Source organism: Candidatus Margulisiibacteriota bacterium (genome assembly GCA_031268855.1).
Taxonomy (GTDB): domain Bacteria; phylum Margulisbacteria; class Termititenacia; order Termititenacales; family Termititenacaceae; genus Termititenax.
Genome location: JAIRWS010000127.1, coordinates 1 through 11,422, shown reverse-complemented (window position 1 = coordinate 11,422; position 11,422 = coordinate 1). Strand labels below are relative to the sequence as shown.

Sequence of the window (11,422 nt, the reverse complement as noted above, 5' to 3'; positions counted from 1 at the left end):
TTGTCTTTGCGGGTCTCCCCGAAGACGGTGCAGATCGGCGAGTCCCTGGGCAAAGGCTGGACAGGCATTATGGCGCGTTTATTGGATATAGCAGTGCAGGAGCCGAAATTACTGAAAAGAGCTTTATAGTTCTCGAGGCGCTTTAGCGCTTTTTAGCGACGATGAATAAATAGCTGATCTGATCGAGGTCCTGGCGTTTATAAAAAAAACGCATTTCTTTATTGAGCGATTCACGGACATTTTTGTCGGAAAAGAAACCTTTACGGTTTTTCAAATTTTGCCTGATGTTTTCGTAATACATTTCCCAGTACTGCCGCGCGACGTAAGAACAAAAAACGATCTCAAAGCCGTTGACTTTGAGCAGAGTGCGGTAGCTTTCCTCTGTTTCGAGATCAAGATCGCTGAGGCCGCTCAAAAAAATATCTTTGACTTCGCGGCTGAGCGCTTTGCCACGCAGGACAAGATCGGAAATTTCAATATAGCCGTTCTTTTTGAGCAGGCGGCGCGCGCGTTTCAGACCGGAGTCACGGCCGATGTAGGAGAGCGCGCCGCCTTCCGCGATGATCATGTCAAAAGAATTAGCGGCAAATTCTTGTTTGTTGAAATCGCCGACGATAAATTTTATCCGGCTGTTTATTTTTTCACGCACCGCGGCGGCCTGGCCGGCTTTGATGAAGTTTGCTTCAATATCTACAGCGGTGGCCTGACAGCCGAATTTCTTGACAAGATTGAGCGAAGCCGCGCCGTGGCCGCAGGCGATGTCCAAAATTTTGGCATTTTTATTCAAGCCGGCCAATTGTCCGGCTGTCAGCGTGTACTCTTTGCCGCCGGGCGCGAGGTAATTTTCTATAGCCATGAACTAGATTTTAGACTGCCCGCCGCGGGCTGTCGAGGCGCGCTGCTCGCCAGCTCCGTAAATATTTCCGCTGTCCTGCTGTTTCTGGAGCTCTTGGTCTGTGACCTGCCGGGCTACATAACTGAGCAGCGGGATAAGGCCGATCGGGAAAGCGATCAGATTAGTAATAGTCTGGGCGGTCAGCTGTTCGCCAGCTTTCAATTCGGTTTGCAATATTCTTGTCACAAAGGTGTCCCACTTAATTTTTATTTACTCCTATAGTATATCACTCTTTAGTGATAATAACAATAGCGCATGGCAGAGAAATTTAATCCGTAAGAAAATTAAAAAAGAGGTGCATTTATGGCGGATGTGCTGCTGACTCATATTGGCGAAAAAATACGCGCTATCCGTAAAAGCCAAAAACTTTCTATAGAGGCTGTCGCTTACAGTATCGATGCGGGCATTAATTATTTATCCCAGGTCGAGCGCGGTCAGCGCAATCCGACCATAAAAATGCTGCACAATATCGCTTCGGCTCTGGGCGTGACGCTGGAGTCTTTCTTGCCGTCTCGCCGCCGCAGGGATGTCAAAGATAGTTATATTGATCTGGTAATAAACACGTTGTCCCGCCTCAAGCCAAAAAATAGAAAGGCCGTCTTGAATATACTTAAAGAAACTGTCACGCAGGTCGAAAAGTTGTAGGAAGCGTCGGTCTGTTTCCTTGATGCTATAATCCGCCTATGCTGGAAAAAGCCCTGACCGTCTCCGCTCTCAACGATTATCTCAAAGATCTGGTCGATGAGGATATTGTGCTCAACAACCTGATCGTCGAAGGCGAGATTTCCAATTTCAAAAAAAGCACAACCGGCGGCCATTGGTATTTCACGCTGAAAGACGCGGACGCGCAGGCCTCCTGCGTGGTTTTTGCGAATTTTGCGGCGCGGCTCAAATATGCGCCGCGGGACGGCGATCAGGCGCAGGCGCGCGGCAAGCTGGCGGTTTTCAACAAGCGCGGCACGTACAGCCTGCAGGTTTATTTTCTGGAGCTGGCGGGCCTGGGCGATCTGGCGCGCGCGTTTGAGCTATTGAAAGAAAAGCTGGACAAAGCAGGCCTTTTTGCGCCGGAACGTAAAAAACCGATCCCGCCGTATCCGCGCAAGATCGCTGTGCTGGCGGCGCCGGAAGGCGCGGCGATACACGACATTATCACGGTTGCCAAACGCCGCGATCCGAACATAGAAATTCATTTATATCCGGCGCTGGTGCAGGGCGAGAACGCTGTATCAAGCATAATTGATAATCTCAATCTGGCGCAGGAGACGGGCGGCTACGACGCGCTGATTTTGGCGCGCGGCGGCGGCTCGCTGGAGGATTTACAGGCTTTTAACACCGAGGAAGTGGCGCGGGCGGTAGCGGCCTGTCAGCTGCCGACGGTCAGCGCGGTCGGACATGAAGTGGATTTTTCGATCACGGATTTTGTAGCGGACTTGCGCGCGGCCACGCCGTCAGCCGCGGCGGAATTGATCGTGCCGGATAAAATGGAACTGCGGCAGAAAATCGGCGCCATAACGGATTTTTTGCAAAACGGTCTGGAGCGGCTATTGGTCGACCAATACCAGGATCTGGCTTATGCCGGGCAGAGGCTGGACGAATTGCTGAAGAGGACTTTGGAAAAGGCTAAAGAAAATTGCCGCTATCTGGCCGACCGGCTGGAAGATCTCAACCCGCTGCGGATTTTGCAACGCGGTTTTGCGCTGGTGGAAAAAGACGGTCGGCCGGCGGTGTTCCCGGAAATAAAAAAAGACGATCTGCTCAATATTCATTTTGCGGACGGACGGGTGGAAGCCAGGGCGCTGAAAATTGTTGAGAAATAATATTTTATTTTGGGGACAAGGTATGATTTATTTGACTTATTATTGACAAATAGTATACAATGTAGTAAACTAAATCAGTGCAGATTATTTGGGATCCGGAGAAAAATAAAAAACTAAATGCCGAACGCGGCATTGCTTTGGCTGAATTAGCTATTATTATTCTGGAACGCCGGTATCTGGCTGTTTTGAAAAATCCAGCGCGGCCAGGTCAAAGAATATTTGTGCTGTCTTATCATGGTTATACACAGGCTGTGCCGTTTGTGTTTGATTCGGAACGCAATATAGTTTTAAAAACCGCTTTTCCGAGCCGGAAATGCCATAAGATTTATGGAGGTAAAAAATGAAAAAAATAAAACTTGATGCTTTTGAGCAGTCTATTGAGGACAATGCGGAATCATTTGAGCCGATTTCGCCGCGCGAGCAGGCGGAGATCGAAACTATTATTGTTTCAGCCAATAAAACTAAGAATATCAATATTCGGATTTCTGAATATGATTTGAACAAAGTGAAACAAAAGTCCGCGGAAGAGGGTTTACCGTATCAGACACTTATTTCCAGCATTATTCATAAGTATATCGGCGGCCAGCTGCTGGAAGAAAGTTCTGTGCTTAAATCTTTGCAGCTGCTTAGGCATTAATGGTGTTATAATTCCCGCATGACCTTTGAAGCCGATCTGAAAAAACTGGAAAAGATCGTGGGAGAGCTGTCTTCCGGCGAAAAAACGCTGGACGAAGCGGTGGAATTATACAAAGCCGGACTGACGCTGACCAAAAAATGCCACGATTATCTGAAAGTCACGGAAAAAGAAGTCAAGGCGATTACCAAAAAGAACGGCCAGATCGAGGAGTCCGATTTTGCCGCTTGAGCTGGCCGATTATTTGGCGCAAAAAATCACCATTCTTGAAAGGGCCTTGAATAATTATCTGACTTTTCCGCCGGAGGCTCCGCGGCAATTAGCCGAGGCCATGCATTACGCCGTTCTCAACGGCGGTAAGAGAATACGACCGGCGCTGATGTTGACGGTGGCCGAGCTGCTACAGGTGGCTGAGGCGGAAATTTTGCCGGCCGCCTGCGCGCTGGAAATGGTACATTCTTATTCGCTGGCGCATGACGATCTGCCGTGCATGGACAATGATGATCTGCGGCGCGGCCGGCCGTCCTGCCACAGAAAATTTGGCGAAGCGCTGGCGCTGCTGGCCGGCGACACCCTGCAGTCTTTGGCCTGCGAAATTATCGCCAGAGATTGTCCGCCGCAAAGCGCGCTGGAACTGATCAAAAATCTGGGCGCGGCTTCCGGCCTTTGCGGTATGGCTGGCGGCCAGGCGCTGGATTTATCCGGCGCGGTAAAAACTTTGCCGGAACTGCAGAAAATGCATGCCTGGAAAACCGGCGCGCTGCTCAAGTACGCGATTACCGCGCCTCTAGGTCTGGCGCAAACTGACGCGGCGACGCGGCAGGCTTTGCAGGATTACGCTGCCGCTGTCGGACTGGCTTTTCAGATCAAGGACGATATTCTGGACGCGGTTGGCACGGCGGAAACCCTGGGCAAGACTCCGGGCAAAGACGCCGCTGGCCATAAAGTAACTTATGTAACATTGCTGGGGTTAGAGAAAGCCGCGGAACTGCTAGCGGAGGAGACCAACAAAGCCTATGTATCTGCTAAAATATTCGGCAGCGAAAATCTGCTGCTGGCTATGGCGCGGTACTTGCTGGAAAGGGAAAATTAGATGCTGCTTAAAATTTGGACAGAATTACTGAATATGCTTTATGGTTTGACGCTCAATGAGCATGTGCGCATCGCTGTGCTGGCCATGCTGACCGCGCAGGTTTTGAAAATATTTTTTTATTATTTGCGCAACCGCCGGTTTAATTTTAAAGTTTTTGTGCGGCCGGGCGGCATGCCCAGCTCGCATACAGCGATGGTGCTGTCGCTGGCGGCTTCCATTGGCTTTTCCGACGGCTGGGCTTCTAAAACTTTTGCCATTGCGTTGATCTTCAGCATAATCGTGATGTACGACGCCGCGGGCGTGCGCCGCGCTGCCGGCAAACAGGCGGCGATCCTGAATATGCTTATGCAGGACTTTTTCACCAAAAAGAAAATCAATGAGCTGCGTCTGAAAGAATTGCTCGGCCATACGCCGCTGGAAGTTTTTTTCGGCGGCCTGCTCGGTATTGTTTTAGCGTTTGCTTATCATTTGATTTATAATATTTGATATGTTAGAGCGTTATTCCGGCCCGGGCGATTTAAAAAAATACTCGCTCAGTGAATTAAAGCAGCTAGCCGGGGATATTCGGCGCAAAATCCTGCAGATCGTTTCTGTCAACGGCGGACATCCCGCGTCCAGTCTGGGCGCGGTGGAATTAGCGGTCGCGCTGCACGCTGCGCTGGATACCCCGCAGGATAAGATCATCTGGGACGTCGGCCATCAGGCCTACGCGCATAAAATATTGACGGGGCGGCTGGCTAAAATGGATACTTTGCGCCGGCACAACGGCATTTCCGGTTTTCCGAAACGCGAGGAATCCATTTACGACACGCTGACGGTCGGTCACGCTTCGACTTCGGTATCCGCGGCTGTCGGCATCGCCAGAGCGCGCGATATTCAAAAAGAAAATTTTGCCGTGGTAGCGGTGGTCGGCGACGGATCATTTTCCGGCGGCCTGATTTTTGAAGCGCTAAATAACGCGCAGGGTCTGCGGAAATTTGTGATCATTTTGAATGACAACGGCATGTCGATCGGCAAGCCGGTCGGTACACTGGCCGGAATGATCACCAAGCTGCGGCTGTCCAATATTTACCGCGGCTTGAAAAAACAGACCGAATTTATGCTGGGGCTTTTGCCAGCGATCGGCCGGCCGCTGCGTCTGGCTGTGGATAAGCTGATCAGCCGCACCGGCGGCATTATTATCCGCGAGCTGGCCAAACGGCAAAAGGCCGGCTTTTTTCAGGATTTGGGCTTCACGTATTTTGGCCCGCTGGACGGGCACAATATTTCGCTGCTGACCGTCGCTTTGAAGTACGCCAAAGATTTTGATCGGCCGGTGCTGCTGCATGTGCTGACCAAAAAAGGCAAAGGTTACGCGCCGGCGGAAAAAGAGCCGTCGCGTTTTCACGGCGTGTCCGGTTTTGTCCTGGAGACTGGAGATTTAGGCCAGACCGAGCGTTCTTACACGAAAGTTTTTGGCGAGGAATTGTTAAAACAGGCCGCCGCGGATCAAAAGATCTGCGCGGTCACCGCGGCCATGACGGACGGCGCCGGTTTGAGCGCTTTTGCGGAAAAATATCCCGAGCGGTTTTTTGATGTGGGTATTGCCGAAGAACATGCCGTGACTTTTTCCGCCGGTCTAGCCGCGGACGGATTGAAGCCAGTCGTGGCTGTTTATTCTACGTTTTTGCAGCGCGCATACGATCAGATCATTCACGACGCGGCTTTGCAGAAACTGCCGTTGTTTTTGGCAGTAGACCGCGCCGGTCTGGTCGGGCCGGACGGACCAACGCATCACGGCGTTTTTGATCTGGCGTTTTTGCGGACTGTGCCGGGTTTGATTTTGGCCGCGCCTAAAGACGCCAATGAATTAAAAGATTTGATCAAATTTGGCTTGTCTGGCTCCAAATTGTTTGCGCTGCGTTATCCGCGCGGCGAGGCGTTGTTCTGGGACGCGGAGCGGGACGCGCGGAACGTGGAACTGGGCAAAGGCGAAATTGTTTACGGCCAGCCAGACGCTGAAATAACGGTTTGGGCAATCGGTTCCATGGTCGCGCCGTCCGTCAAAGCCGCTAAACAAACCGGCCGGAATATTTGCGTGGTCAACGCGCGTTTTGCCGCGCCCCTGGACAAAGAGCTGCTACGGGAAACAACTAAAAAAACCAGAAAATTATTTACGGTGGAAGAAAACTCAATACGCGGCGGTTTTGGCGCGGCGGTGGCGGAAGCCCTGACCGAGTTGAAGATCTCTTTGCCGCAGGTTATTTGCGGCGTGCCGGATAATTTTGTCGGACAGGGCTCTGTCGAAGAGCTTTATCAGGACTGCGGTCTCGACGTGGAGACTCTGGCTAAACTTTTCGATGCTTAAATATTTTTGGGCAGTCCGTAAATTAGAACATTATGTGCGTTTGGCCGGCGTCAAACCCGGACTGGAGCGGATCACGGAATTATTGGCTTTGCTGGGCAGTCCGCAGCGCCGGCTCAAGGCCGTGCATATCGCCGGTACAAATGGCAAAGGCTCAGCTGCTTTGCTGACCACCAATGCTCTGCGCGAATGCGGTTACAAAGTGGGGACGTATTTGTCGCCGCATCTGGTCGAATATACCGAGCGTTTTTTGATCGACGGAGAAGAAATTTCACGCCGTGATTTTGCCAGAATATTTTTTTGGGTCGACAAAACGGCGCGGCGGGTTAAAGGCATTACGGAATTTGAAATTTTGACGGCCATGGCTTTTGTTTTTTTTCAAGAACAAAAAATTGAGCTGGCGGTTCTGGAAACCGGTCTGGGCGGCAAATATGACGCGACCAATGTCTGCCGGCCGATTTTGACGATCATTACGCCGGTTGATTACGATCACGAGGCCGTGCTGGGGGCGGGTTTGCCAAAAATCGCCGCGGAAAAAGCCGGCATTATTAAAAGAGGAGCGCCGCTGGCGACCGTCCGGCAAAAACCGGAAGTCCTGGCGGTAATAAAAAAGCGGGCCGCCCAGTATGGAAATAAATTAAAAATAATTTCTGGCGCGGATAATAAACAACTTGTTCGGGCGGCTTTGCGGTTTTTAAAATTGCCGCCGGAGCTGGTCGAGCGGGGCCTGCAAAAAACTATCTTCCCCGGCCGCCTGCAAAAATGGCGGGATACTCCGCCGTTTTATCTCGATGTGGCGCACAATCCGCAGGCCTTTGCCAATTTACTGCGGGCTGTCCGGCCCAAAATTTTAGTTCTGGGTTTGATGCGCCGTAAAAATCTAGAAAAAATTTTGGCGGTCTTGCGGACGCAGATCGCTTTGTTGATTGCGGTTACTTTACCATCTGCGCGGCGGGAAGAAGCTTTTACGGCTGCCGAAATAGCCGCGGCCGCGCGCGCCTGCGGTATTCCGGCGGTGAGCAGACCCAGCATCCAGTCCGCCTGCCGTCTGGCCGCGCGCGAGGCCTTGCGCCGGCGGGTTACCGCTGCCGCGGCTGGTTCATTTCATTTAGTGGGCGAAATTTTTAGGAAAGACAAATTGCCGCGCGCTATTTGCTGAGCGCCTGTCCGGTTTCCGCATCAAGCACCACGGCGTGTTTTTTATTGCCGCCGTGAAAAACCACTTGCCATTTTGACGTTTTTTGCCGCGTCTCGTGAGGCGGGCCGATCAGCGAGATCACTCTGGCTGTCACGCCGGATTCGGCGATGAAAGCGCTGGCGGCTTCCGTGGCTTTATACAGCGCGGTCGGCGTGTCGATCTTTAGATTGCTGACCGGATTGAGCGGCGAGAGCACGGTTTCTCTTTGCGCGATGTAGCCGGAGTCGTAAGTGTAGACGATCGATTTGCCGGAGCCCGGCGAATAAAAAAGATAGGCCCATTTGTTGCTGTTGCCGCCAGCGTCAACCTCGGCTTCGGAGATCGCAAAAAGATAAGCGTCGCGCCGCCAGGCTTTGGCGCGCTGGTCTATATCCGGCAGGTACTGTAGCGCGGATACGCCGTAATTAAATTCCGTCACATCGCCGAAACGCAACGCCCCGCGGATAGCGGTCAAGACCTTGCAGCCGCTCAAAAACAAGGCGCAGCTTAAAATGACCGCGGCGCCCAGGATCGATTTTTTCAGCATGAAATAATGTTACTATATTTTGCGCGGCTTGTAATTACCCTGCCGCGTTGACCGCCGCGGCGCAGCGCGGACAGATCTTTTCGGCGTTGAGATTTTCAAAAAACCGCCAGCAGCGCGCGCATTTTTCACCGGCGGCCTGCTGGACTTCCGCTTTTAGCTCGCCGGTCTGAATGGTCACCCGGGAAACTATCAAAAATTTTTCCAATTCCGCCGCCGAGATATCTTGCAGCAGCTCAGCCGGCGCGCGCAGGCTCACCGCCGCTTCGGTCGACGAGGCGATGACTTTTTCCGCGCGCTGGATCTCGATGGCTTTGTAGACTTCGTCTTTGATCTTTAAGATGCGCGCGTATTTTTCTTCCAGCGCTTTGTCGATGAATTCCGGCTGGGCCTGCGGCAGATCGGTCAGGGCGGCAAACTCCGCTTTTTCCTCCGGCACGACCTGCTTAATGTATTTGTAAATGTCCTCGCAGGTGTAGGCCAGGATCGGCGTTAATAATTTGACCAGCGTGACCAAAATTATTTTCAGCGCTTCCTGACAGCTGCGGCGTTCCGGCGCCTCCGGCGCGCTGCAGTAAAGATCGTCTTTTTGCAGATCGAGATACACAGCCGACAGATCACCGGCGCAAAATTCGTGCGCGCGGTGGCAGATCCGGTGAAAATCAAAATTTTGATAGGCGTTGTTGATCTCGCTGACCAGACCCTGCAGGCGCGAGAGTATCCAGCGGTCGACTGGCCGCAGTTCGCTTTTTTCCGCCGCCCGATAATCATATAGATTGGACAGCATAAACCGCCAGGTGTTGCGGATCTTGCTGTAATATTCCTGCACCTGTTTCAAGATCGAATCCGAGACAGCCAGATCGTTTTTGAAATCCACCGACGCTGTCCAAAACCGCACGACATCCGCGCCAAAAGTATTGAGCGTTTTTTGAATGTCGATGGTGTTGCCCAGCGATTTGGAAAGTTTGCGGCCTTTGTCATCGACAGTGAAACCGTGGGTCAACACAGTTCTGTACGGCGGCTCGCCGGTACAGCCGATCGCCAGCAGCAGCGAAGAATGAAACCAGCCGCGGTGCTGGTCAGAGCCTTCCAGATACAGATCGGCCGGCCAGCTCAGCTCCGGCCGCTGGCGCAGCACCGCCGCCTGGGAAGCGCCGGACTCAAACCAAACATCGAGAATATCCGTTTCCTGGCGAAACTTCTGGCCGCCGCACTGGCAGCGCAGTCCGGCCGGCAAAATTTCCGCCGCGCTTTTGTTGAACCAAATATTCGATCCCTCTTTTTGCACCTGCTGGATCACCGCGTCAAAAAATTCCGGCGCCAACTGCGGCGTGCCGCAATCCGCGCAGTAAAAGATCGGAATTGGTATGCCCCATAAACGCTGGCGGGAAATGCACCAATCCGGCCGGTTTTCAATCATGGTGTAAATGCGGTTTTGTCCCCAGTCTGGCAGCCACTGCACTTTGTTTTTGACCGCGGCGAGAGCCTGAGCGCGGATCGCGCCGTGTTTTCCGTCTCGATCCATGGCCACGAACCACTGCGGCGTGGCGCGGAAGATAACGGGATTTTTGCAGCGCCAGCAGTGCGGATAAGAGTGCGTGATATTCTTGACCTTGAGTAGAGCGCCGAGTTCGCGCAGATGTTCAATGATTTTGGCATTGGCTTCGGTTACTTTCAGCCCCGCGAATTGCCCGGCCTCTTTGGTCAAAATACCTTTTTCGTCGACTGGCATCAAGACCGGCAGGCCGTATTTTAAGCCGATGGCGTGATCTTCCTGACCGTGCCCGGGCGCGATATGCACGCAGCCAGTGCCGTCGTCAGCCGTAACATAATCCGCGCAGACCAGCGGCGCTTCGCGGTCGAGGTAGGGATGTTTGCTGACCGAGCCAGCTAATTCCTGACCGGTCAGCGTAGCGATGATCTGATACTCCAGGCCCAGCTCTTGAAAAACTCTGGCGGCCAGCGGCTCACCCACCACATATCGGTCACTTCGACTCGCTTCGACTCCGCTCAGCGCAGGCCGCTCAGTGACCGGAGTGACCGAAGCCGCCGCCTCGCAGATCACATAATTCATTTCCGGATTGACCGCCACGGCGACATTGGCCGGCAGCGTCCAGGGCGTGGTCGTCCAGACGATCAAGCTGGCGTCTTTTAATTTCTCAGCGGAGACTTTGAGTAGCGGAAACTTCAGATAAATAGACGGCGATCTATGCTCGGCATACTCGATCTCCGCTTCGGCCAGCGCGGTCTGACATTCTGGACACCAGTGTATCGGTTTATTGCCTTTGTAAATATAGCCGTTGACGGCCAGCTCTTTAAAAACACGGAGAACCTCGGCCTCGTATTCCGGCTGCAAGGTCAGATAAGGATTTTCCCAGTCGGCCAGCACGCCCAGCCGCTGGAATTGTTCGCGCTGTTTTTCCACATAGCCCAGCGCATACTCCTGACAGCCTTTGCGGAACTCCGCCTTTTCCGGGATCGGCTTTTTCGCCTGGCGCAGATCCTTGAGCAGCTGGGTTTCGATCGGCAGGCCGTGGCAGTCCCAGCCCGGAATATACGGCGCGGCGCGGCCGGTCATAGCCATATAGCGGTTCACAATGTCTTTGAGCGTTTTATTCAGCGCGTGTCCCAGATGAATATCGCCGTTGGGGTAGGGCGGCCCGTCATGCAGCACATATTTTTTTTGCGTGTTTTTTTTTAATAATTTAGCGTATAAATTTTGCGCGGTCATTTCCCGCCAGATTTCCGGCTCGCGCGCGGCCAGTCCAGCGCGGATCGGAAAGTCAGTTTTGGGTAGATTCAGCGTGTCTTTGAATTTTTTCGCTTCGGACATGGCCGTATTTAAACACATTAAACACAAAATATCGATACATGATAACCTGTATCCCTGTCGATATAATTACATAAAAAACAGCTTG

At 52.6% G+C, this 11,422-nt stretch carries 13 protein-coding genes; 9 read left to right on the top strand and 4 right to left on the bottom strand.

Annotation, left to right across the window (positions count from 1 at the left end):
• Nucleotides 1–142: 142 nt before the first annotated feature.
• Both LBJ25_07445 and LBJ25_07440 read right to left on the bottom strand, forming a co-directional pair.
• Complete coding sequence (locus LBJ25_07445) at nt 143–856, bottom strand: methyltransferase domain-containing protein (protein MDR1453788.1); 714 nt, start codon at nt 854–856, stop codon at nt 143–145.
• Between the two features lie 3 nt (nt 857–859).
• Entirely contained in the window at nt 860–1,081 is a 222-nt protein-coding gene (locus tag LBJ25_07440; protein ID MDR1453787.1) for a hypothetical protein, read from the bottom strand.
• 117 nt (nt 1,082–1,198) lie between these two features.
• Between LBJ25_07440 and LBJ25_07435 the strand changes: the two genes are divergently transcribed.
• The 9 genes from LBJ25_07435 to LBJ25_07395 all read left to right on the top strand — a co-directional run bounded on the left by LBJ25_07435 (nt 1,199) and on the right by LBJ25_07395 (nt 7,942).
• Nucleotides 1,199–1,540, top strand: a complete 342-nt coding sequence (locus tag LBJ25_07435) for a helix-turn-helix domain-containing protein (GenBank protein ID MDR1453786.1) — start codon at nt 1,199–1,201, stop codon at nt 1,538–1,540.
• Nucleotides 1,541–1,578: 38 nt separating this feature from the next.
• Nucleotides 1,579–2,712 carry an exodeoxyribonuclease VII large subunit gene (xseA, locus tag LBJ25_07430; protein ID MDR1453785.1) on the top strand — a complete coding sequence of 378 codons (1,134 nt, stop codon included), beginning with the start codon at nt 1,579–1,581 and terminating at the stop codon, nt 2,710–2,712.
• Between the two features lie 77 nt (nt 2,713–2,789).
• The gene (locus LBJ25_07425; GenBank protein ID MDR1453784.1) at nt 2,790–3,056 is read left to right on the top strand and encodes a toxin; all 267 of its coding nucleotides are present in this window, start codon (nt 2,790–2,792) and stop codon (nt 3,054–3,056) included.
• On the top strand, nt 3,053–3,349 hold the full coding sequence (locus LBJ25_07420) for a hypothetical protein (GenBank protein ID MDR1453783.1): 297 nt from the start codon (nt 3,053–3,055) through the stop codon (nt 3,347–3,349). Before LBJ25_07425 ends, LBJ25_07420 begins: the two co-directional genes overlap by 4 nt.
• Before the next feature lie 18 nt (nt 3,350–3,367).
• Nucleotides 3,368–3,577: an exodeoxyribonuclease VII small subunit gene (xseB, locus tag LBJ25_07415; protein MDR1453782.1), complete on the top strand. Its 210-nt coding sequence runs from the start codon at nt 3,368–3,370 to the stop codon at nt 3,575–3,577.
• Nucleotides 3,567–4,439, top strand: a complete 873-nt coding sequence (locus LBJ25_07410) for a polyprenyl synthetase family protein (GenBank protein ID MDR1453781.1) — start codon at nt 3,567–3,569, stop codon at nt 4,437–4,439. The genes xseB and LBJ25_07410 overlap by 11 nt, the downstream gene beginning before the upstream one ends.
• On the top strand, nt 4,440–4,925 hold the full coding sequence (locus LBJ25_07405; GenBank protein MDR1453780.1) for a divergent PAP2 family protein: 486 nt from the start codon (nt 4,440–4,442) through the stop codon (nt 4,923–4,925).
• A gap of 1 nt (nt 4,926) precedes the next feature.
• The gene (gene dxs / locus LBJ25_07400) at nt 4,927–6,786 is read left to right on the top strand and encodes a 1-deoxy-D-xylulose-5-phosphate synthase (protein ID MDR1453779.1); all 1,860 of its coding nucleotides are present in this window, start codon (nt 4,927–4,929) and stop codon (nt 6,784–6,786) included.
• Nucleotides 6,779–7,942 carry a hypothetical protein gene (locus LBJ25_07395; protein MDR1453778.1) on the top strand — a complete coding sequence of 388 codons (1,164 nt, stop codon included), beginning with the start codon at nt 6,779–6,781 and terminating at the stop codon, nt 7,940–7,942. The genes dxs and LBJ25_07395 overlap by 8 nt, the downstream gene beginning before the upstream one ends.
• On the opposite strand, the gene LBJ25_07390 is transcribed toward LBJ25_07395, so the two are convergent.
• Both LBJ25_07390 and ileS read right to left on the bottom strand, forming a co-directional pair.
• Nucleotides 7,932–8,507, bottom strand: coding sequence for a hypothetical protein (locus tag LBJ25_07390; GenBank protein MDR1453777.1), 576 nt, complete (start codon nt 8,505–8,507; stop codon nt 7,932–7,934). The genes LBJ25_07395 and LBJ25_07390 overlap by 11 nt on opposite strands.
• A 34-nt stretch (nt 8,508–8,541) precedes the next feature.
• Nucleotides 8,542–11,337, bottom strand: coding sequence for an isoleucine--tRNA ligase (gene ileS / locus LBJ25_07385; GenBank protein MDR1453776.1), 2,796 nt, complete (start codon nt 11,335–11,337; stop codon nt 8,542–8,544).
• Nucleotides 11,338–11,422: the final 85 nt, after the last annotated feature.